18 protein-coding genes and 1 pseudogene are annotated in these 21,792 nt (G+C 58.2%); 14 read left to right on the plus strand and 5 right to left on the minus strand.

All coding sequences use genetic code 11. The features are described from left to right. Positions 1-52 precede the first annotated feature (52 nt). Positions 53-973: a zinc ABC transporter substrate-binding protein ZnuA gene (znuA, locus tag ACM6I0_RS15375; RefSeq protein ID WP_414922731.1), complete on the plus strand. Its 921-nt coding sequence runs from the start codon at positions 53-55 to the stop codon at positions 971-973. A 90-nt stretch (positions 974-1,063) separates the two neighbouring features. Here the strand turns inward: znuA and ACM6I0_RS15380 are convergent, their stop codons facing one another. Both ACM6I0_RS15380 and ACM6I0_RS15385 read right to left on the minus strand, forming a co-directional pair. Further along, positions 1,064-2,014: a homoserine kinase gene (locus ACM6I0_RS15380; protein WP_414922732.1), complete on the minus strand. Its 951-nt coding sequence runs from the start codon at positions 2,012-2,014 to the stop codon at positions 1,064-1,066. 58 nt (positions 2,015-2,072) lie between these two features. Next, positions 2,073-2,363, minus strand: a complete 291-nt coding sequence (locus tag ACM6I0_RS15385; protein ID WP_201199341.1) for a DUF2782 domain-containing protein — start codon at positions 2,361-2,363, stop codon at positions 2,073-2,075. 74 nt (positions 2,364-2,437) lie between these two features. Here ACM6I0_RS15385 and polA point away from each other — a divergent pair, with 74 nt between their 5' ends. After that, the gene (gene polA, locus ACM6I0_RS15390) at positions 2,438-5,209 is read left to right on the plus strand and encodes a DNA polymerase I (RefSeq protein WP_414922733.1); all 2,772 of its coding nucleotides are present in this window, start codon (positions 2,438-2,440) and stop codon (positions 5,207-5,209) included. A 284-nt stretch (positions 5,210-5,493) separates the two neighbouring features. On the opposite strand, the gene yihA is transcribed toward polA, so the two are convergent. Next, on the minus strand, positions 5,494-6,138 hold the full coding sequence (gene yihA, locus ACM6I0_RS15395; protein WP_285431419.1) for a ribosome biogenesis GTP-binding protein YihA/YsxC: 645 nt from the start codon (positions 6,136-6,138) through the stop codon (positions 5,494-5,496). 191 nt (positions 6,139-6,329) lie between these two features. Between yihA and ACM6I0_RS15400 the strand changes: the two are divergent. From ACM6I0_RS15400 to ACM6I0_RS15430, 7 genes and pseudogenes are all read left to right on the plus strand, one after another. After that, a pseudogene (locus ACM6I0_RS15400) lies at positions 6,330-6,620 on the plus strand (c-type cytochrome). 46 nt (positions 6,621-6,666) lie between these two features. Next, positions 6,667-7,278, plus strand: coding sequence for a c-type cytochrome (locus ACM6I0_RS15405; protein WP_222589190.1), 612 nt, complete (start codon positions 6,667-6,669; stop codon positions 7,276-7,278). 200 nt (positions 7,279-7,478) lie between these two features. Continuing rightward, complete coding sequence (locus ACM6I0_RS15410) at positions 7,479-8,120, plus strand: thiol:disulfide interchange protein DsbA/DsbL (RefSeq protein ID WP_285431421.1); 642 nt, start codon at positions 7,479-7,481, stop codon at positions 8,118-8,120. A gap of 14 nt (positions 8,121-8,134) precedes the next feature. After that, on the plus strand, positions 8,135-9,013 hold the full coding sequence (locus tag ACM6I0_RS15415; RefSeq protein ID WP_222589188.1) for an endonuclease/exonuclease/phosphatase family protein: 879 nt from the start codon (positions 8,135-8,137) through the stop codon (positions 9,011-9,013). Further along, positions 9,010-11,052, plus strand: a complete 2,043-nt coding sequence (locus ACM6I0_RS15420; protein WP_414922734.1) for a diguanylate cyclase — start codon at positions 9,010-9,012, stop codon at positions 11,050-11,052. The genes ACM6I0_RS15415 and ACM6I0_RS15420 overlap by 4 nt, the downstream gene beginning before the upstream one ends. 103 nt (positions 11,053-11,155) lie before the next feature. Next, a complete protein-coding gene (locus tag ACM6I0_RS15425; protein ID WP_414922735.1) occupies positions 11,156-11,935 on the plus strand; it encodes an N-acetylmuramoyl-L-alanine amidase in 780 nt (259 codons plus the stop codon). Positions 11,936-12,010: 75 nt separating this feature from the next. After that, on the plus strand, positions 12,011-13,624 hold the full coding sequence (locus ACM6I0_RS15430) for an EAL domain-containing protein (protein WP_414922736.1): 1,614 nt from the start codon (positions 12,011-12,013) through the stop codon (positions 13,622-13,624). A gap of 15 nt (positions 13,625-13,639) precedes the next feature. Here ACM6I0_RS15430 and ACM6I0_RS15435 read toward each other — a convergent pair whose 3' ends face one another. Both ACM6I0_RS15435 and algB read right to left on the minus strand, forming a co-directional pair. Next, positions 13,640-15,430, minus strand: coding sequence for a KinB sensor domain-containing domain (locus ACM6I0_RS15435; RefSeq protein WP_414922737.1), 1,791 nt, complete (start codon positions 15,428-15,430; stop codon positions 13,640-13,642). Positions 15,431-15,440: 10 nt separating this feature from the next. Continuing rightward, entirely contained in the window at positions 15,441-16,787 is a 1,347-nt protein-coding gene (algB, locus tag ACM6I0_RS15440; protein ID WP_222589184.1) for a sigma-54-dependent response regulator transcription factor AlgB, read from the minus strand. A gap of 439 nt (positions 16,788-17,226) precedes the next feature. On the opposite strand from algB, the gene ACM6I0_RS15445 reads away from it, so the two are divergent. The 5 genes from ACM6I0_RS15445 to ACM6I0_RS15465 all read left to right on the plus strand — a co-directional run bounded on the left by ACM6I0_RS15445 (position 17,227) and on the right by ACM6I0_RS15465 (position 21,745). Then, entirely contained in the window at positions 17,227-17,514 is a 288-nt protein-coding gene (locus ACM6I0_RS15445; RefSeq protein WP_285431430.1) for a hypothetical protein, read from the plus strand. An 82-nt stretch (positions 17,515-17,596) separates the two neighbouring features. Continuing rightward, positions 17,597-17,761 (plus strand): DUF1328 domain-containing protein, encoded by a 165-nt coding sequence (locus tag ACM6I0_RS15450; RefSeq protein WP_003177151.1) that lies wholly within the window; start codon positions 17,597-17,599, stop codon positions 17,759-17,761. A gap of 2 nt (positions 17,762-17,763) precedes the next feature. Then, positions 17,764-18,228, plus strand: a complete 465-nt coding sequence (locus ACM6I0_RS15455) for an inhibitor of vertebrate lysozyme family protein (protein ID WP_285431432.1) — start codon at positions 17,764-17,766, stop codon at positions 18,226-18,228. 703 nt (positions 18,229-18,931) lie between these two features. Continuing rightward, a complete protein-coding gene (gene gltP / locus ACM6I0_RS15460) occupies positions 18,932-20,263 on the plus strand; it encodes a glutamate/aspartate:proton symporter GltP (protein ID WP_285431433.1) in 1,332 nt (443 codons plus the stop codon). A gap of 252 nt (positions 20,264-20,515) precedes the next feature. Further along, positions 20,516-21,745, plus strand: coding sequence for a nucleoside recognition domain-containing protein (locus tag ACM6I0_RS15465; RefSeq protein WP_090177461.1), 1,230 nt, complete (start codon positions 20,516-20,518; stop codon positions 21,743-21,745). The last annotated feature ends 47 nt before the right edge of the window (positions 21,746-21,792 follow it).

Consider the following 21,792-nt stretch of genomic DNA (forward strand, 5'->3'; position numbering starts at 1 on the left):
TTTGTGAGAGACGTTATTATGTTACCCGTTCTCGCCTCTTCGAGTGGTCATCGTGTCCCGAATTTTTTCCTTCTTTTTCGCCTTTTCCGCCAGTTTCCTGTTGATCGGTTCGGCGCATGCCGACGTCAAGGTCCTGACCAGCATCAAGCCGCTGCAGTTGATAGCCGCTGCGGTGCAGGACGGCGTGGCGATCCCGGAAGTGCTGTTGCCACCGGGGGCTTCGCCGCATAACTACGCACTGCGTCCTTCCGACGTACGGAAGGTGCAGTCGGTGGATCTGCTCTACTGGATCGGTCCGGACATGGAAGGTTTCCTGCCTCGTGTGCTCAATGGCCGCTCGCTGCCAAGCGTCGCCGTTCAGGATCTGCCGGGACTTAAACTTCGTCGATTCGCCGAAGATAGCCACTCACACGCCGAAGAAGCCGACGAGCATGACCACGATCACCGTCCCGGCAGCCTGGACGCGCATTTGTGGCTGTCGCCGGTCAACGCCCGGGTCATCGCGGCAAAAATAGCGACTGACCTGAGCGCGGCCGACCCGGCCAACGCGGCGCGCTATCAGAGCAATCTCAAAGCGTTCGATGAGCGTCTTGATGCGCTGGATATACGCCTGAAGAAACGTCTGGCCGCTGTCGAAGGCAAACCCTACTTCGTGTTCCACGAAGCGTTCGACTACTTCGAAGACGCTTATGGCCTCAAGCACACCGGCGTGTTCAGCGTTGCCGCCGAAGTGCAGCCTGGTGCCCAACACGTCGCAGCGATGCGTGCGCGGTTACAGGAAGTCGGAAAGACCTGTGTGTTCAGCGAGCCGCCACTGCGTCCACGCCTGGCGGAAACCCTGGTAGCCGGCCTGCCGGTGAAACTGGCTGAGCTGGACGCGCTGGGCGGGTACACCCCGGCGACCGCTCAGGGGTATGAGCAGGTGTTGGAGAAATTGGGGAATGATTTGGCGGGGTGCCTGGAGTCGCTTTAAACGTTATTCGGCTTCGCCTCAATCGCGGGCAAGCCCGCTCCCACAGGTTCGCGGTGATCCTTGTGGGAGCGGGCTTGCCCGCGATGCTTTTCAGAGGGCGAAGGGCAATGAAGTACTAACCTTCTGGCGCTGCGCCAAGCGCTGCTGAAACTCCATCGGATCGTGAATCAACACGTCCTGCCCGGCGAAAGATTCCGCGGCGATCAACCGTGACAACCAGAACCGCACACACGCCACGCGCAGCATGGTTGGCCACAGCTCAGCCTCGGCTGCCGTGAACGGTCGTAACGCGGCATAGGCCCCGAGCAACGCCCGTGCTCGCGGCCCGTCGATCAGCCCGTCTTCATCCGAACACCAGTCATTCAAAGCGATCGCAACGTCATAGAGCATCGGACCCGAACAGGCGTTGTAGAAGTCGATCAGGCCGGTCAGGTGCGTGCCTTCGAACATCGCGTTGTCGCGGAACAGATCCGCGTGGATGTTGGCCCGTGGCAACGCGAGAATTTTCGTCTTCTGCTCGGTGATTTCATCCAGTGCACGTTGCAGCAGATCGCTTTGCTCGGCATTCAGGTGCGAGAGGAATTGCGTGCCCTCCTCCAACATCCAGTCCAGGCCACGATCGGTCTTGCGCTTGATCATTTTGGCTTGGGTCGCCAAGTGCAGATGGCCGAGCAACTCGCCAACTTGAGCGCAATGCTGCGCATTGGCTTCCTTGATGTGTTTGCCGGCCAGGCGTGGCTGCAGCAGCGCGGGTTTGCCGGCCAGTTCGCGCAGGGCGACACCGTCGGTGGTTCGCAGCGCGTACGGCACTGGCAAGTCAGCCTCGTGCAGCACGTCGAGCAGTTCGATGAAGAACGGCATCTCCTGCACCGGACCACGCTCAACCAGGGTCAGGACAAATTCGCCCTGCTCCAGGCTGATAAAGAAATTGGTGTTTTCGCTACCGGCGGCAATCCCCTGGAATTCAAGCAGGCGGCCGAGCCCGTATGGGGCGAGAAAGGTTTCCAGCTCGGGCCGAGCCAGCGGGGTAAACACAGACATGTTTTAACTGCCAGTACGGGCGCCGCTGCTTGAGCCAGCGCCGATTGAAATTAAGAAACTACTTCCACTCAAAGATTTTCCACGACGGAATCAGCATATCCGGCTGATCCGAGCGGATGAAGTTTGCATCCGTACCGTCCGCGCGCACCAGAAAATATGGCGGCGCACCCTTCGGCGTGACCTTGATGGCGTACAGGAAACCGTTTTGGCGGTATTCCTGAATGACCTTGTCCCCTTCCGTATGGATAGTGACTTCAGGCTCAGCCTTTGACACATCGTCCGCCGCCATGACGGCAAGCGGAACAGTTGCAAACAAGCCAGCCAGCAACAGGCGATTTAGTGTGCGCATGATAACCTTGTCCCTTTGTCGTCAACGGTCCCGCTATTCTAGCGCCGGACCCGCCGAAAAGGTTGATCCTGCTCATGAGCCAAGCCCCCCTCGTCCTGGTGGACGGTTCTTCTTACCTGTACCGCGCCTTTCACGCCCTGCCACCGCTGACCACCTCCAGGGGTTTGCCGACCGGTGCGGTCAAAGGCGTGTTGAACATGCTCAAGAGTCTGCGCAAGCAGTACCCGGACAGTCCGTTCGCCGTGGTCTTTGACGCCAAGGGCGGGACCTTCCGCGACGAAATGTTCGCCGAGTACAAAGCCAATCGCCCGAGCATGCCCGATGACATGCGCGTGCAAATCGAGCCACTGCACCAAAGCGTGATCGCCCTGGGCTTCCCATTGCTGTGCGTCGAAGGCGTCGAAGCCGATGACGTGATCGGCACCCTGGCCCGCAGCAGCGCGGCTGCTGACCGCCCAGTGGTCATCTCCACCGGCGACAAGGACATGGCCCAACTGGTCGACGGCCACATTACCTTGGTCAATACCATGACCGGTAGCGCGTTGGACGTTGAAGGCGTGAAGGAGAAATTCGGCGTCGCTCCCGAGCAGATCATCGATTATCTGGCATTGATGGGCGATTCTTCCGACAACATCCCCGGCGTTCCGGGCATCGGTCCAAAGACGGCTTCTGGCTTGTTGGTCGGCGTAAACGGCGGTCTGACCGAGCTATATGCAAATCTCGACATCGTTCCGACGCTGCCGATTCGCGGTGCCAAGACACTGCCGGCCAAGCTGGAAGAGCACAAGGACATGGCGTTCCTCTCCTATCAACTGGCGACCATCAAGATCGACGTACCGCTGGACATCAGTCTCGACGATCTCCACATGGGCCAGCCGGATCACGACAAACTCGCCGAGCTCTACACCCTGCTGGAATTCAAAAGCTGGTTTGAAGAAAACCAGCGCGATGCCAAGCGTTCCGGTCAGGAAGTCTCTGTTCCGGTGGCAGAAGAAGCCGCAGTCGACACCGAGCTCAAGTACACGACGATCCTCACCCAGGCCGATTTCGATCTGTGGCTGAAGAAACTCAACGACGCCAAACTGATCGCCTTCGACACCGAAACCACCGGCATCGATGCGCAGCAGGCGCAACTGGTGGGCCTGTCTTTCGCTGTACAAGCCAACGAAGCGGCCTACATTCCGCTGACCCATTCCTACATGGGCGTGCCGGATCAGCTGGATCGCGACACCGTGCTGCGGGCGCTGAAACCGATTCTGGAAGATCCGAACAAACTCAAGGTCGGCCAGCACGCCAAGTTCGACATGAACATCCTGGCCAACTGCGCCATCGGCGGTGACCAAAGCTGCGGCATCACCGTGCAAGGCATTGCTTTCGACACCATGCTCGAATCCTACGTGCTGGACTCCACGGCCACCCGCCACGACATGGACAGCCTGGCGCTCAAGTACCTGAATCACACCACCACCAGCTTCCAGGACATTGCCGGCAAAGGTGCAAAGCAGCTGACCTTCGACCAGATTTCCCTGGAACTGGCCGGGCCTTACGCCGCAGAAGACGCCGACGTGACACTGCGCCTGCATCAAACCCTGCAGGACAAGCTCAATGCCATTCCGAGCCTGAGCAAAGTCCTGAGCGAAATCGAAATGCCGCTGGTGCCGGTGCTGGCGCGGATCGAACGCCAGGGCGCGCTGGTCGATGCCAACCTGCTGGGCATTCAGAGCGTTGAACTGGGCGACAAAATGGTCGCGCTCGAACGTGAGGCGTTTGCCATCGCCGGTGAGGAGTTCAACCTCGGTTCGCCCAAGCAACTGGGCGTGATCCTGTACGAAAAGCTCGGCCTGCCGATCCTCAGCAAAACTGCCAAGGGCCAGGCATCCACCGCCGAAGCGGTGCTGGCTGAACTGGCCGAGCAGGATTACCCGCTGCCCAAAGTGCTGATGCAGTACCGCTCGATGAGCAAACTGAAAAGCACATACACCGATCGCCTGCCGGAACAGATCAACCCGCGCACTGGGCGGATTCACACTTCGTACCATCAGGCAGTCGCCGCGACCGGTCGTCTGTCGTCCAGCGATCCGAACCTGCAGAACATCCCGATCCGCACCGCCGAAGGCCGTCGCATCCGTCAGGCTTTCATTGCCCCCAAAGGCTACAAACTGCTGGCTGCGGACTACTCGCAAATCGAATTGCGCATCATGGCTCACCTGGCAAAAGATGAAGGGTTGCTCCATGCATTCCGCAATGACCTGGACGTGCACAAAGCCACGGCGGCCGAAGTCTTCGGTGTCGAACTGGCCGACGTCACCACCGATCAGCGTCGCAGCGCCAAGGCGATCAACTTCGGTTTGATCTACGGAATGAGTGCGTTTGGCCTCGCCAAGCAGATTGGGGTTGATCGCAAACAGTCACAGGCGTACATCGACCGTTATTTCGCCCGCTATCCGGGTGTTCTGGATTACATGGAGCGCACTCGCGCCCAAGCGGCCGAGCAAGGTTTCGTTGAAACCATTTTCGGACGTCGCTTGTACTTGCCGGAAATCAACGCGAAAAACCCGGCCCTGCGCAAAGGCGCCGAGCGCACGGCAATCAACGCCCCGATGCAAGGCACTGCGGCGGACATCATCAAGAAAGCCATGGTGGCTGTGGATAATTGGCTGACGACTTCAGGGCTGGACGCCAAAGTCATCCTGCAAGTGCACGATGAATTGGTGCTAGAGGTGCGTGAGGATTTGATCGACCAGGTTCGCGATGAAATACGCGTGCACATGAGCGACGCCGCGAAACTCGATGTACCGCTTCTGGTTGAAGTCGGCGTGGGCAACAACTGGGACGAGGCTCACTAAGCAGTCTAGTCCGGGGTTTTCTGCTGCGGCACAGTGCCGCGGCAGAACAACTGAGGGGGCTTATTTCGGAAAACGAGGGGGCTTATTTCAAATGGTTTCTGAAGCGCCGGAACTAAACCTGTGAACTGCCACTCAGAGTTACTGAATGGCTGGTGAAGCCCTTCGATGCTCCTATGTTGTGTTAAGTGTTGGCAGATATCTGGACCCCGCCCTAGCGGTCCGGAACTTGAACCCCGGAACTTCCCCCTCCCCATAAGAAGTCCGGGGTTTTTTTTGCTCGCGATTTATTGCTCGACAATCTCCGAGCCCTTGTCCGCGAGTTCCATCCAGCCTGCCAGTACAGTGTAGGCGTCTTCCAGGCCCATGCGTTTCGGTGCCGAAAACAACTGGATGCTGATCGCATCACCCCAGCCTTTGCGGATATCTGCCTGAACCTTGAGCAGCACGTTTTTCGCTGCGCCGTACGTCAGCTTGTCGGCTTTGGTCAGCAAAATGTGCATCGGCATGCCGGCGGCGACTGCCCAGTCGAGCATCAACAGGTCGAAATCAGTCATTGGATGGCGGATGTCCATCATCAAGATCAGACCTTTCAAACTCTCGCGACCACCCAGATAAGCTTCCAGGTGACGCTGCCAGTGCAGCTTCAACGGGATGGGTACTTTTGCGTAACCGTAGCCCGGCAGGTCGACCAGACGCCGATCATCGTCTAGCTTGAAGAAGTTCAAGAGTTGCGTGCGACCCGGAGTTTTCGAGGTTCGCGCCAGGCTGGCATGGGTCAGAGTGTTCAATGCGCTGGATTTACCGGCATTGGAACGCCCGGCGAATGCCACTTCAAAGCCTTCGTCATCAGGACATTGATCGACTTTGGCAGCGCTGAGCATGAAGGTGGACTGTTGGCACAGGCCGAGGATGGGGTTCTTGAGTTGCATGGGATTTCCGATGTGGGCGGTGCCGGGAATGGACGCGGCGAGCAGTGTCGTTTCCGTTTCAGTGACGCCAGTATATAATGCCGCAGATTTTGTGTGCGCTTTGTCCCAGCGTAGGATGAAGTTCACGAGAGCGAATGACCTTGACTGCGCATTAGAACGCAAAACGCTCTCAACCCTGAAAAGGTCGTTTTATGACGAAATGGCTGCTAGTTGCCGGTGTCTTGATGCCGCTTTACAGCGCTCAGGCTACACAGGATCCGGAAGCTGTGTACAACCGTGTTTGTGGTGCCTGTCATTCCGGCCAACTACCCATGGCCCCCCAAAAGGGCGATCAGGAAGCTTGGACGCCGAGGTTGGCGAAAGGTATGGAGACGCTGGTGTAACACGTGACCCAGGGTTTCAAGGCGATGCCGCCGCGTGGTTTGTGCATGGACTGCAGTGCCGAGGATTACCAGGCCATCATCCACTGGATGAGCGAGTGATCCCGGTCCATAACTCTTTAACCCTTAGCCGTAGTTGGATTAGCTGATGAACAAATTGATCGTGAGTCTGCTGTTGACCGTGGGGATCTCCGGCATTGCCCATGCTGCAGGTGATGCAACTGCTGGTCAGGCGAAAGCCGCAGTATGTGGCGCCTGTCATGGCCCGGATGGCAATAGCATGGCGCCTAACTTTCCGAAACTGGCAGGCCAGGGCGAGCGTTATCTGAACAAGCAGCTGCACGACATCAAGTCCGGCAAACGCACGGTACTGGAAATGACCGGTTTGCTGACCAACCTGAGCGATCAGGACCTGGCCGATATCGCCGCCTACTTCTCCAGCCAGAAAGGCAGCGTTGGCGCCGCCGACCCTAAAGTCGTGGCTCGCGGTGAAGCATTGTTCCGCGGTGGTGACCTGGCCAAGGGCCTGCCCGCCTGCACCGGTTGCCACTCGCCCAATGGCGCAGGCAACCCGGCAGCTGGCTTCCCACACCTGGGCGGCCAACACGCTCAATACGTTGCCAAGCAACTGACCGAGTTCCGCAAGGAAGAAGGCGGCCGCACCAACGATGGCGACACCAAAACCATGCAGACCATTGCCAAGCGGCTGAGCGACGAAGACATCGCAGCAGTGTCCAGCTACATTCAGGGCCTGCACTAAGACCGGCGAATGGGGCGTCGCGCAGGGTGTACATCTCCTGCAACGTTAACGCTCTATTAATCCGTCGCAGCAAGTATAAAAAGGGTGGCTTAGGCCGCCCTTTTTTGTGGCCGCTGCCGTTACACTACAGAACTCACGCCCGCCATGACCTGTCTGAAAACAGGTCGCGCGAAGCGACCAAAATTGTCCAGGAGTAAAGCATGCGTAATCTGATCATCAGCGCCGCACTCGTCGCTGCCAGCCTGTTCGGCATGACTGCACAAGCTGCCGAAGCACCCGCCGCCCCTTATGTCGAACTGAGCAATCCGGTTCCGGTCGCCGTGCCTGGCAAAATCGAAGTCGTGGAGCTGTTCTGGTACGGCTGCCCGCACTGCTACGCTTTTGAACCGGTGATCAATCCTTGGGTCGAGAAGCTGCCTTCGGATGTAAACTTTGTCCGTATTCCGGCGATGTTCGGCGGCCCTTGGGATGCACACGGCCAGATGTTCCTGACCCTTGAAGCCATGGGCGTCGAGAGCAAGGTTCACGCCGCGGTGTTCAACGCGATTCAGAAAGAACACAAAAAGCTGACCGATAAAGCCGACATGGCCGACTTCCTCGCCACTCAAGGCGTAGACAAGGACAAGTTCCTGGCGACGTTCGACTCCTTCGCCATCAAGGGCAAGATCGTCCAGGCGCGTGAACTGGCCAAGAAATATGAAATCTCCGGCGTTCCAACCATGATCGTCAACGGCAAGTATCGCTTCGACATAGGCTCTGCCGGCGGCGCCGAGCAAGCCCTGCAACTGGCCGATAAACTGGTCGACAAAGAGCGAGCGGCTAACAAGGCTGCCGCCAACTAAGCGCGGGGCCTGCCATGCGCCGCTGGGGTACTGAACGGGTCGTTGGCCTGCATGATCCGCAGGTCAACGAACATCATCTGGAATCGACGGGCTTGCCCGCAGACAGCCGTCTGCGCCTGCTCAGTTTCAATATCCAGGTCGGCATCAGTACCGAGCGTTATCGGCACTACCTGACCAGGGGCTGGCAACATCTGTTGCCACACACCGGGCGTGCCGACAACCTGCAAAAGATCGGCAATCTGTTGGGCGACTTCGATCTGGTTGCCCTGCAGGAAGCTGATGGCGGCAGCCTGCGATCGGGTTACGTCAATCAGGTTGAACACCTGGCGCAACTTGGAGCCTTCCCCTACTGGTATCAGCAACTCAACCGCAATCTCGGTCGCCTCGGCCAGCACAGCAATGGCGTGCTGAGCCGACTGCGCCCGTGGGCGATTGAGGATCATCCACTGCCGGGCCCCAAAGGGCGCGGAGCCATCCTGGTGCGCTTCGGCGAGGGTCCGGAGGCGTTGGTGGTGGTGATGATGCACCTTGCGCTCGGCGCTCGGGTGCGCACGATGCAACTGGCTTACATTCGCGAGTTGATCGGCGGCTACAAACACCAGGTGCTGATGGGCGACATGAACACCCACGCCAGTGACTTGCTGCAAAACTCCCCGTTGCGTGACCTCGGCCTGCTCGCGCCACAACTGGAAGCGACCTTCCCCAGTTGGCGTCCGCAGCGCTGCCTGGACCATATTCTGCTCAGCCCCACCCTGACCCTTGAAAAGGTCGAGGTGCTGGCACAACCGATTTCAGACCACCTGCCCGTCGCGGTAGAGATTCGTCTGCCGGGTTCGCTCACGGCCGATGCATTGCCCGCGTTGAGTCCTGCCCCTCGCGGATCCCTTGAATGAGCGACGAAACAGAGCGTTGGAAAGAGAAATACCTCAAAAGCATTGAACAACAGGAAAAGCTCGAACGCCGATGGAACGCCAGGCTCGACCTGCTGCGCCGTGGCCTGGTGCGCAGCACGCTTGCCGCGGAAGGCACCGATCGCGCCGTTGATCAATGCATGAAGGAAATGCGCGAAGTCGTGCGCACCGATGATATGGACGCCGGCCTGGCCGCCCTGTTGCCACGGCTCGAAAAAGCGGTGCTCGACTCAGAACAGCGCCGGGAAACCCGGGTCAATCAGACCAGCGCCGCACTGACTGCACTGGTGGCCCAGCTGCAAACACTGCCGCTGCCGCGTGAAGTCAGCCGACCGCTCAAGAATTTTGCCAAACAACTGGATGGCCGGGTCAGTCAGGCAAGGGAAATTCCGTTGCTGCTCAGCGAGCTGAGTGGCCTGCAAGGCAACGCCTTGCGCCAACTGGATAACCCGACAGAACCTGATCGTCCTGGTTTCTTGCAGAGGCTGTTCGGTAACCGGGAAGGGAATGAGGCCACGTCGGTTGCCGTCGCTACCGTGCAAGCGCCTGCCCAGCAGACCGTTGAACCGACAAACCCACCGTCTGCCGAGACTCAACCGGTAACAGTCAATCCCGCGCCCACGATCGAGCCGCCTCCAGTCGCGCCGTCACCGGAACACGACGCCCAACTTGTCGCTGCAACCCCTGAGCCCCTGGTAATACAGGCCGCTCCCAATGAGGTTACCGCTCCCGACGTCGTGCCGTTTGTCCCGCCAGTTCTTGCCCCCGCACCTGAATGTGCGCAGCCGGTAGAGCCACAGGAGCCGAGCGATTTTGAACAACTGGAAGAGCCAGCACAGCCAGTCGTCGCACCCGCCGCGCAGGTTCCACAGGCAATCAATCCTGACGAATTGAACTCGGCAGTGGCGAGCGACAATGCGCAGGAACCTGAGTCAGGTGACGTTGTTTATGCCTTGCCGGACTCACCCGAGCCTTCCTACAGTTCTGTAGCCAAGCATATTGAAGACACGCTGTTGGGCCTCCTTGACGACCTGACGCTGCCTGAACGCCATCGGCCGCAAGCCGAAGCGATGCGCGACCGCCTGCAAAACGGCTTGAATTGGTACGAGTTGATCCCGATCCTCGACGATCTGGCGACATTGATGCTGGCCATCACCGACAGCGGCCAGCACGAATTCGAAGCTTACTTGCAGCACCTCAACGAACGACTGGAGTCATTCCAGAGCAACTTGCAGGCAGCCAGTGACGGCCATGCCGACAATCGATCTGCCGCGCGCGAAATGGACACGCAGATCCGCGAGCAGGTCGACGGTTTGCAAAGCAGCATGCAGGAAGCGGCAGATCTGGAGGACCTCAAGCACGTCCTTGAGAACCATCTCGAAGGCCTGCTTGGCACGATGGACCAACACCAAAAGCAGCGCGACGAGCGTGAACACGAAATCGCCGCACGCCTGCAAAGCTTGGCCGAGCGAGTGGCGCACATGGAGCAGGAAGCGCTGGGCTACCGCGAGCACCTCGAAGAACAGCGCCAGAAGGCCTTGATCGATCCGCTCACCAGCCTGCCCAATCGAGCCGCCTGGAGTGAGCGACTGGAGCACGAGGTTCACCATTGGCAACAACACGGCAACACCTTGTTGCTGGCGATGCTGGACCTCGACCACTTCAAACGCATCAACGATAACTACGGGCACCTTGCGGGTGACAAAGTACTGAAAATCATCGCCAGCGTGCTGCGCAAACGCCTGCGGGGAACCGATTTCATTGCACGATTCGGAGGTGAGGAGTTTGTCATGTTGATGCCTGACACCTCATTGGTAACCGGCGCAAAGCTGCTTGAAACTTTTCGCGCCTCCATTGAAGCCTGTCCTTTTCACTTCAAGGGCGAGCGAGTGACCATCACGCTGTCCGTAGGTTTTACTGCATTGAAAACCGCGGAACACAGTGATCAAGCATTGAAAAGAGCTGATCAGGCGTTGTATCGCGCAAAGAATGGTGGCCGCAACCGGGTCGAACCAGGCTGACAGATAATTGTTCCTTTTCATTTAAAACAACGCTTTTGACCTCTGCGCGCGAGGCAGTACGTTACACTGTTGCATTACTGCCTTGCGTGTATTGCCTACAGCCATGAAATGTCTTGCTCTCATTGTGTCGCTGCTCCTGTTGGCCGGTTGTGCCAGCGGCCCGCGGATCGACACCAGTCACCCTTCAGCCAATTACGACAGTCGCATTCAGTTCGTGGTGGTGCATTACACCAACGCCTCGCTTGAGCGCTCGCTGCAGCTGCTGACCCACGGCGAGGTCAGCAGCCACTATCTGATCGGCGACGATAAAGGCGCCACCATCTATAAGCTGATGGATGAAAATCTGCGCGCCTGGCACGCCGGTGAAAGCGAATGGCAAGGCCGGACCTGGCTGAACTCCAGCTCCATCGGCATCGAGATCGTCAATCCGGGCTTCAAAGACACCCCGACCGGTCGCTTGTGGTATCCCTACAGCGAAGCTCAGGTTCAATCGTTGATCTTCCTGCTCAAGGACATCAGCAAACGTCACAACATCAACCCTGATGCCATCATCGGTCATAGCGACATTGCGCCGCTGCGCAAGCTCGACCCTGGCCCGCTATTCCCTTGGAAACGCCTGGCCGCCGAAGGCCTGGGTCTCTGGCCCAACGAGCAGGCGGTTGCACGCCAGCAAGCCCGGTATGAAGTCGAACTGCCAAGCATCAGCTGGTTTCAGTCACAGCTGGCTCACCTGGGTTACGCCACGCCGCAAACAGGTGAGCTGGATGTAGCGACACGCCATGTATTGGCCGCTTTCCAGATGCATTTCCGCCCCACCCGCTTCGACGGCACCCCGGACGCTCAAACCGCAGCGTTGCTACAGGTTTTGAATCAGACAAAATAATGACGCCCGCCCGACGGTCAGGGCTATTTCCAAATCAACAGCTATAACTCATTGGTAATTCTTCGGATATCCATGATGGCTGTAGCTCGAGAGACGCTTCGTAGTTGGTTCTATCGCCCCTGGTTCTTGGCGATACTGGCTGCTGCCTTCAGCGCGACGCTATTGATGGCCGGCAGCCTGTTCGTGGCAATGCATCAGGTCGAACAGAGCGAAAGCGAGGAAATGAACGCTCAGGGCGAGCGCTTCCTGGTCCGCCTGGAGCAGTTGTTCGGCCAGCTTCGAGAGAGCCTCGACGACCTGGAAGCCCAGCCGCTGCGAACGTGTGATACGGCGATGGTCGCGACCTTGCAACAAGTCAGTTTCAACTACCGCTTCGTTTACGAAGCCGCTTACATGGATGGTCCGCGAATCTGCTCAAACCGTCCTCGCCAGGAAGTGTTGTCGCTGACACGACCACCGGACATCAGGGGCCCTACCTACAGTTTCTGGTTGAACACCACGACCGAGCCCGATGAAAACCGTGCTGCGCTGATGCTCGGACGTGGCAACTTCCGTGTCGCGACGTCTCGCGGACATTTGACCGACATGGTCGATTTGTCCCCGGGCAGCAGCCTGCTGGTCGTGCTCGATCACGGTAACCGCGCGATTCCGGTTCTGGGTGTCGAGCAACTCTGGCCACCCACGGAACCCTGGCCGCCAAAAAGCCAGGACGCACTGCAAGTGACACAAACCCGCTTGATTTACCGCATGCCCACCAACAACCCCGAATACCAATTAGTGCTGATCACCCCGCGCACGGGCATGCATGTGCCTGCCGTGTGGTGGTGGCTGCTGCCGGCCAGCCTGGCCTTGGGTGTCTTCGTTGGTTTCATGGTGTTTTTGCTGGTGCGACAGCGACAGTCGCTGGACGCCGAATTGAACGGCGCCATTCGCCGAGGCGAATTGCAGGTGTTGTATCAACCCATCTTCGATCTCAACAGTCGCAACTGTGTCGGCGCCGAAGCCTTGCTGCGTTGGCGAAGGCCGGACGGCACGCTGACCAGTCCCGACCTGTTCATCCCGATGGCCGAAAACACCGGCCAGATCCGTCAGATGACCGACTTCGTATTGCAGCGCTTGCTTGAACAACTGGGACAGTTGCTGCGCGCCAATCCGCAGCTATACATCTCCGTCAACCTGGCGGCTTGCGACGTCATGGTCCCGCGTATCGGTCAGGTGATGGCTCGCCTGCTGACCTTGCATCGGGTTGCGGCAAACCAGATCGCTTTCGAGGTGACTGAACGCGGCTTGATCGATGTGGTGGTGGCCAGGGAAAACCTGCAAGCGCTGCGCGATGTCGGGCATCAGGTGCTGATCGATGACTTTGGCACGGGTTATTGCAGCCTCGCCTACCTGCAAACCCTGCCGGTGGACTGCCTGAAAATCGACAAGGCGTTTATCGATGCACTGGGCCATGACGCCGCCAGCAGCGGTGTAGCACCGCACATCATCCATATGGCGCAAGCCCTGCAACTCAAGGTGATCGCTGAGGGAATCGAGCATGAAGCCCAAGCGAAGTTTTTGAGCAGTGAAGGTGTGAGGTATGGTCAGGGTTGGCTTTTCGCCCATGCGCTGAGCGCCGTACAGTTCATTGAACTGATTACCCGCGGTCGCCGGCTGAGCGCCCGGCGTCTGGATGATGAAGCCTGAAGAGATGGCTGCGGCTTATACCGCCAGCGCCATGTAGAACTGGGTCCCCTGCCCCGGCCGCGAATAGACACCCATTCGGCCGCCATGCAACTGCACGATTTCCTTGCAGAGGGCCAAGCCAAGCCCCGCGCCACCCTTCTTGCGGCCGACCTGAACAAAGGGCTCGAAGATGCGCCCCTGCTGGCCGTACGCAATGCCTTCACCGTTGTCTTCTACGCTGATAATCACCCGTTCCCCATGACGTCGGGCCTGCAAACGTATCAACCCACCCTCGGCGGTGTGGCGCAAGGCGTTATCAATGAGGTTATCGAGTACCCGGTCCAGTTGCCCCTGGTCGGCCTGCAACCTGGGTAGCGGCCCCTGCACTTCCACCAGCAATTCAATGCCCTTGAGCGCCGCAGCCCCGGTAAAACGGCCCCGGGCCTGCTCAAGCAAATCCTCGATGGCACAAGGTGCCAGCGTGAGCTTCTGCAATCCGTTCTGGTAGCGTGAAAAATTCAGCAGGTCGTTGATCAACTGCATCAAGCGCTGCATTTCTTCGTTCACGGTGTCCAGCAAATCAGCTTCGCGCGAATCCTCAGGAAACTTCGTCCGTTCGCGGAACAAGCCGAACGCCATGTGCATGCCGGTCACCGGGGTCCGCAGCTCATGGGAGGCCCGCAGGACAAACTCACTGCGCACCCGTTCGAATGCGCGCTGCTCGGTGACGTCATGCAACACCATTACAGCGCCAAGAATGTGACCCTGTGTATGACTGACCGGCGTCAGGCTATAGGTCAGCAACCTCGATTCACCATCCACCTCAACGCTCAGGTCTTCCGGTGCCCGCTCGAGCGTCCCGCCGCGTAGCACCAGCTGCAGTTGTTCATCGAGTTCGGGCCGTTCAAGTGCCGCCCCCAGCCCTTGGCCGAGACGATCGGTGTCCCAGCCCAACTGGCGTTGCGCCACTGGGTTGAGGTGCTCGAGATGACCATCGCGATCGATCATCAGCAATCCGTCGTCAATGCTGTCGAGTACGGCCTGCAATCGTTGCTGACCGGCAAGCAGCTCGTCGACATTCATCGCCTGGTGCTCGCGCAACGCCTCGGCCATGATGCCGAAACGCTTGGTCAGCTGGTTCATCTCCACGGCGGAGGACACCGGCAGGGTCACTTCGAAATTGCCTTGGCCGATGTTATCCGCAGCCTGCACCAAAGCTTCGATCGGAGCGCCAAAACGCCTGGCGATGGCATGGGCAGTAACGAACCCGATGATCAAGACCGCCAATCCCACCAATCCCAGCAAACCGGCGATCAGCAGCGCCCGCTCACGGGCCTTGCGTTCGGTGTCATTGATGTTATCCAGCGCGCGCTTGTGTTCGGTGATCAGGCCGTTGCGCAGTGCGTTGAATTTTTCAGTGAGCGCTTCTTTGCCACTCAATACCTGTGTCGGTTCACGTGCCTGGCTGTAGGCCTGAAGAAAGTCGAGGTAATCTGCCTTGGCCTGCTTGAATCCGTACAAGTCGTTGTTGCCCTCTTGTTCATGGGCGATGCCTTCGTCCAACAACTGGAGGTAATGCTGGCGGGTCGACTCAAACGCTTCAGGGTTGGGCGTTTCATTGACCATGACCATGAGCTGATCGCCCAGGGTCTGACGCAATTTCAGCCCCAGATCCAGCGTGACAAAGTTTTCGCGAACCATTGCTTCCTGAGTCGCGGCCATCTGCATCACGCTCACCAGCCCGAGCAAGAGCCCGAGCAACGCCACCGTGATCAGCGCCGAAATACTCAGGAACAGCCGGGTTCGCAGCTTCATCGCCAGTTTCATCGGACAGCGCTCACAGGTTGTACTGCTTGCGCTTGCGATACAGGGTCGAAGCGTCGATGCCAAGGGTTTTGGCCGCCTGATCCAGCGTGTCGGCCGTGGCCAGCACGGCACCGATGTGGGCTTTCTCCAGCTCATCCAGACTCAACGCAGCACCGATGCGCGGCGCATTGTTGATCGGAGTCTCGGCCATGCCCAAGTGACTGATCTCGACCCGCTCCTGTGGACAAATGATGCTCGCCCGCTCCACCACGTTACGCAGCTCGCGAATGTTGCCGGGCCAGCGGTAACCCAGCAGTGCCTCACGGGCTTCATCGCTGAAGCCTCTCGCCGGTCGGGCATACTCTTTGACGAAGCGCGCAAGAAAGCGGTCAGCCAGGTTCAGAATGTCTTCCCTGCGCTCACGCAGCGGCGGCAGGTGCAGGGTAATGACGTTCAGGCGATAGAGCAGGTCTTCACGGAAACGACCGTCGCGTACCATGTCCTCCAGGTTCAGGTTGGTCGCCGCAAGAATTCGCACATCGGCGCGGCGCGTCACTGGGTCGCCCACACGCTCGTATTCTTTGTCCTGGATGAAACGGAGCAATTTTGGTTGCAATGTCAGAGGAAAATCGCCGATCTCGTCGAGAAACAGCGTGCCTCCATCCGCTTGATTAACTCGTCCCAAGGTGCTTTCACTGGCACCCGTAAACGCGCCACGGCTGTGGCCGAAGAGCTCGCTTTCCATCAATTCCGCCGTCAGCGACGGGCAGTTGATAGTGACGCAAGACTTCTTCTGACGTTTGCTCCAACCGTGAATGGCTTGCGACAGCTCACCTTTACCAGTCCCCGACTCGCCAAGGATCAGGATGTTGGCGTCGGTGCCGGCCACTTGGCGTGCGGTCTCCAGCACGACTTTCATCGCCGGGCTATGTGAGTCCAGGCCGTCCTTGGATTTGCGCACTTCGCCTTCAAGGGCCTCAAGGCGCGCGGAGAGTTGGCGCACTTCCAGCTGCTTGGCCGTGGCCAGGCGCAATTGGTCGGGGCTGCAAGGTTTGACAAGATAGTCGGCAGCACCGGCCTGAATGGCATCGACTGCGGTGTCTACGGCGGAGTGAGCGGTGACGATCACCACGCGCATCCAGGGTGCCTGGATGCGCATCTGGGCCAAAACATCCAGGCCATTGTCTTCACCCAGGCGCAGATCGAGAAAGCACAGATCGAACACCTGGCGCTGCAACAAGGCGTCGGCCTGTGCTGCGCTGTTCGCGGTGGCGACGCTATAGCCTTCATCTTCGAGGCAATAACGGAAGGTTCGCAGAATGGCGGATTCATCATCCACCAGCAGAATGCGGCCTTGATGCTCAGTGGCTGATTCCATGTTCCTGCGCTCCATTTAATGAATGATCTTGGTTAGTCCCGGAAAAATCGGGCAAGTTGCATGGTTTATTCTGATCCATTCCAACCCTGGCAGGGTAGCTCTCTACCAGCCTGTTAGCTAATGGTCTGATTTACCTGGTTTTTTACTCAGATATCGCTTTTAAGGCGATTACCCACGTCCTTTTCTGACATCTGCGCCCTCCTCGCAATTCAAAAATTCTCAAAGTTCCCTCGATGCGATCGTGCAATACGCACGACCTTGCGCAGGACATCGTGCAGGATGCGTCCTGCGTGCTTTTCACTAACGACCTAACTACTTGATTTTAAACGATTTAATTCTACGAAAAAGCTGGCATGCAGGCTGCAATAGATAGGGTAAGCAGGGCATAAATAATCGACGCCCACTAGCAGATCACCACCAGAGTGGGAGGAGCTTCAGGATGAATCGTCAACGTGCCGCCCAATTGCGTATCTCGCCATTGCATATCCAGCAAGGCCTGTTTGCCCTTCTGGCCCTGTTGATCACGCTGATCGCAGGCCAACAGTTCCTTCTTTGGGAACAGAGCCAGCAGCCAGAGGCGCCGCACGCATCGATTCACCCGGCAACCCAGACTCATTTCAGAGCCGTCAGCAGTAACCAGGCTGACCTCGCTCCAATGCGAATGATGGACGTCGACCAGGCTCAGCCTGCGGATCAGATGCCACGTCAGGAACATTGGGTGTTCTAGGCAAACGAACTTGGCGTGATCGATGCGCCGGGAAAAGCACCACACGCACTACCTCTAATATAGAAGCGTAAGGAGAATCACCATGTTGAGCTGGGCAATTACATTCTTGATCATTGCCATCATTGCTGCGGTACTGGGCTTCGGTGGTATCGCGGGCACCGCCACGGGTATCGCCAAGATTCTCTTTGTCGTGTTCCTGGTGATGTTTATTGCTTCGTTCTTCTTTGGCCGTCGCGGTCGAGGTTGAAGATGAGCGTCACGTTTAAGACATTGGCAGCCGCCCTGCTTCTGGGCGGTAGTGCCATGGCAATCGCTGCCAATGATGGGCAGTCGCGGGTCAACGAGTTGCTGAGCGCAGACCCGCAGTACCGTGAAACCTGGACAAAAGTCGTTAAAAAGGAACAACGACTGCCGGAATGGGTGATGAACCTGTCTGGCGATGCCGAGCAAATGAATGCTGTTGAAGAAGATCACGACAAGTATCTGGTCGGGCCACTGTGCGAAACAAAGTCGACGTGCCGGACTAAACGCCTGATTGTGGCATTCAGTTTCGACAAAAAGGACGCCTACGCCATGCTGATCGAAGTGCCCGCAGGGCTGCCAGCCGACAAGTCGCCAACGCGACATGCCGACTACCGCTTCCTCGGCAAACCCGATCAAGGTATGCAGGATTTGTTGATGGAACAGCTCAAGAAAGATCCAAACTGGTACTGAGTTCGAAACACGGGAGAGGCGGCACCGCTTCTTCCCTATGCGCTACCCGAGGAAGGTAGTCGCATGACCAAGGGGTCGGGACGTTCTGACTGTTACAGGGTCGGAGTGACCTACGGGCACACGGAGTGTCTGCGCAAGGGCCGGGTCAGGAATAGCTGCGACGCAAGTTCGCCGATCCAGTGCGATTTGACGAGCTTGCGTAGAGCTTTTGCATGAAAAGTATCGTCCTAGAGCGTTCTGCTCATTCCCGGCGCTTAACGAATTCGACTCTTCGCAAAACCGTTGCGCGGTGTTTCTTTCGTGACCGTATATCGAGAAAGATCTGCTTTGCGAACGAAGTGTTTTCGCTTTGAAACGTAGGCTTTTTCCTAAGTTTTGCCCTATTCCCCCCCGCTCAAAAAATGACCAACCTCCCCTGTAATGGCCGGTTCACGGCACTTATGCCTGCCGAAATGTCGTATTCGAACCGGTTGGGACGCGAGTTTCAATTGAAAAAGCTCATGCCGATTCGGCATAGGGTAGGCGTTTACGGCATTAGACGTCGCAGCCTTGCATCGGAATAGTTGCGCCTTTTTTCGCCTGCCAGAGAGCCATACAACTCGCTCCGGGGCACCTTATACGGGGGCAGAGGCACACGACTTTTTCGCCACAAGCGTTCCAGTTCCTGCATCTGCCTGAGTCAAACGCAAGTAAGGGTAAAGATATGAAGAAGGCAAAGCTTAGCCTCGCCTGGCAGATCCTCATCGGTCTGGTATTGGGGATTGCAATCGGTGCGCTGCTCAACCATTTCAGTGCCGAAAAAGCCTGGTGGATCAGCAACGTCCTGCAACCGGCAGGCGATATCTTTATCCGTCTGATCAAGATGATCGTTATCCCGATCGTCATTTCCTCGCTGATCGTCGGCATCGCAGGCGTTGGTGACGCGAAGAAGCTTGGACGTATCGGTCTGAAGACCATCGTTTACTTCGAAATCGTCACCACCATCGCCATCGTGGTCGGTCTGGTGCTGGCCAACGTGTTCCATCCGGGCACCGGCATCGACATGAGCACTTTGGGTACGGTGGATATTTCCAAGTACCAGGCAACTGCTGCCGAGGTTCAGCACGAACACGCGTTCGTCGAAACCATCCTCAATCTGATCCCGTCGAACATCTTCGCGGCCATGTCCCGCGGCGAGATGCTGCCGATCATCTTCTTCTCCGTATTGTTCGGTCTCGGCTTGTCGAGCCTGCAGTCGGACCTGCGTGAACCGCTGGTGAAGATGTTCCAGGGCGTCTCGGAAAGCATGTTCAAAGTCACCCACATGATCATGAACTACGCCCCGATCGGCGTTTTCGCACTGATCGCGGTGACCGTGGCCAACTTCGGTTTCGCCTCCCTGCTGCCGCTGGCCAAACTGGTGATCCTGGTTTACGTCGCCATCGCCTTCTTCGCCTTCGTGGTGCTGGGCCTGATCGCCAAGGTATTCGGCTTCTCGGTGCTCAAGCTGATGCGCATCTTCAAGGATGAGCTGGTGCTGGCTTACTCCACCGCCAGTTCCGAAACCGTGCTGCCGCGCGTGATCGAGAAAATGGAAGCCTACGGCGCACCGAAAGCCATTTGCAGCTTCGTGGTGCCAACCGGTTACTCGTTCAACCTCGACGGTTCGACCCTGTACCAGAGCATCGCGGCCATCTTCATTGCTCAGCTCTACGGCATCGATCTGTCGATCAGCCAGCAACTGCTGCTGGTGCTGACCCTGATGGTCACCTCCAAAGGCATCGCCGGTGTACCGGGCGTATCCTTCGTGGTGTTGCTGGCCACCTTGGGCAGCGTCGGCATCCCGCTCGAAGGCCTGGCGTTCATCGCCGGTGTCGACCGCATCATGGACATGGCCCGTACCGCACTGAACGTGATCGGCAACGCCTTGGCCGTGCTGGTCATCTCCCGTTGGGAAGGCATGTACGACGATGCCAAGGGCCAGCGCTACTGGAACTCCCTGCCGCACTGGCGCAGCAAGGAAAAGCTGCCTGCCGGCGAAGCGTCCAGCAACTAACGCATAACCTGCGCAGATGGGCTTTTCTGTGGGAGCGAGCTTGCTCGCGATAGCGGTGGATCAGTCGACATTAATGTTGCCTGTGAGTCAGTCATCGCGAGCAAGCTCGCTCCCACAGTGAATTGAGGCCAGCCCATAGCATTGGGTGCAACAAGGTCCAATGCGGTACCAAACAAACCCCGGAGAAATCCGGGGTTTGTCGTTTCTGCACACCCCGCTATCATTCGCCGCATCTTCCGGGGGATTTGACTGATGCTTAATGGCCTTTGGCTTGGCTTCTTCATCGTGGCTGCCATTTCGGCGCTGGCGCAATGGCTGATTGGCGGAAACGCCGGGATCTTCGCGGCGATGGTGGAAAGCATCTTCGCCATGGCCAAGTTATCGGTCGAAGTCATGGTCCTGCTGTTCGGCACGCTGACGCTCTGGCTGGGCTTTCTGCGAATTGCCGAAAAAGCCGGCATCGTCGAATGGCTGGCAAAAGCGCTTGGCCCGTTGTTCCTGCGTCTGATGCCGGAAGTACCACCCGGTCACCCGGCCATCGGCCTGATCACGCTGAACTTTGCTGCCAACGGCCTGGGCCTGGACAACGCCGCCACGCCGATTGGCCTTAAAGCCATGAAAGCGCTGCAAGAGCTCAATCCCAGCGACACAATTGCGAGCAACGCTCAAATCCTGTTTTTGGTGCTCAACGCCTCTTCGCTGACCCTGCTGCCAGTGACAATCTTTATGTACCGCGCCCAGCAAGGCGCGCCCGATCCGACGCTGGTGTTTCTGCCCATCCTGCTGGCCACCAGTTGCTCGACCATCGTGGGCTTTTTGTCGGTAGCGTTCATGCAACGCCTGCGCATCTGGGACCCGGTGGTGCTCGCCTATCTGATTCCGGGTGCCTTGGCCCTTGGTGCCTTCATGGCGCTGCTGGCGACCCTCTCGGCGAGCGCTCTGGCGGGTTTGTCATCCATCCTCGGCAACCTGACGCTGTTTGGCTTGATCATGCTGTTCCTGGTGATCGGCGCGCTGCGCAAGGTGAAGGTGTACGAAGCGTTCGTCGAAGGGGCAAAAGAAGGCTTCGACGTGGCCAAGAATCTATTGCCGTACCTGGTGGCGATGCTGTGCGCGGTCGGCGTGCTGCGAGCCTCCGGGGCGCTGGACTTTGGTCTGGACGGTATCCGTCATCTGGTGGCATGGGCTGGTTGGGACACGCGCTTCGTCGACGCACTGCCAACGGCGATGGTCAAACCGTTCTCCGGCAGCGCCGCTCGGGCAATGCTGATCGAAACCATGAAGACATCGGGTGTAGACAGCTTCCCTGCGTTGGTCGCGGCGACAGTGCAGGGCAGTACGGAAACGACGTTCTATGTCCTGGCGGTGTACTTTGGCGCGGTGGGAATTCAGCGTGCGCGGCACGCGGTCGGGTGTGCGCTGCTGGCGGAGCTTGCCGGCGTACTGGGTGCTATCGGCGTTTGCTACTGGTTCTTCGGTTAACCGAAATTCCCAGTGGGAGCGGGCTTGCCCGCGATGGCGTCGTATCA

This window comes from Pseudomonas sp. IT-P294, assembly GCF_949767865.1.
In the GTDB taxonomy this organism is placed as follows: Bacteria; Pseudomonadota; Gammaproteobacteria; order Pseudomonadales; family Pseudomonadaceae; genus Aquipseudomonas.